Origin of the sequence: Mesorhizobium sp. M4B.F.Ca.ET.089.01.1.1 (genome assembly GCF_004022605.1) — a bacterium.
Classification (GTDB): Bacteria; Pseudomonadota; Alphaproteobacteria; order Rhizobiales; family Rhizobiaceae; genus Mesorhizobium; species Mesorhizobium abyssinicae.
Map to the genome: position 1 here is coordinate 1 of NZ_RZOS01001233.1, position 577 is coordinate 577.

Here is a 577-nt window from a genome sequence, read left to right on the forward strand (position 1 = left end):
GGTGTATTTGCAGAAAGATCGTGTCCGTAATCCTCCCATCCTGCCGGGCAACGTACTCCATCGGATGGGTGCTACGAAAGCAAAGGTGGACGTAGTTGCCCATTCCCTTCAACGCGTCGGCGTCACGACTCCATTCATTGCCGCCCGGTGCCGGAACCTTGACCTTCTTCTGGTCAAGCTGCGCGAGTGGATAGAGTCCTCCCATTTCTTTAATCACCGGCAGTTTCCTCCGGTCGGTGAAGTGATAGAGCAGCGGCACCTTATCAAGAGTATCAATTGCCATGTTCCCCTCCGTCGCAGGCCGGTAGCAGCCTTGCCCCACACGGGTGGAATCTTACGGCAGTCATCGTCCGAACGCCATGATCCGAGGCGAGGTGTTCAGATTGGCGACGTTTCTCAATTGTTCTATACGATTAAAATAGAATTCTACATCGCCAACTATGGTTCGAAATCGTCGTGCACGGCAGCTCCACAACGATCATCATCCCGGATCGGACTGTGCGGGAGCTGCAATCGCAGCCGCGCGAAGGCGACCGTGTTGTCACGAGCAACGACGCGCTCCTCCTCGATGCACAGG

At 55.6% G+C, this 577-nt stretch carries 1 protein-coding gene; it reads right to left on the minus strand.

Going from position 1 to position 577, the window contains the following annotated elements:
• A partial coding sequence (locus tag EN780_RS36920) for a DarT ssDNA thymidine ADP-ribosyltransferase family protein (protein ID WP_128276627.1) occupies window positions 1-283 on the minus strand: 283 nt, incomplete at its 3' end.
• Between the last annotated feature and the right edge of the window lie 294 nt (window positions 284-577).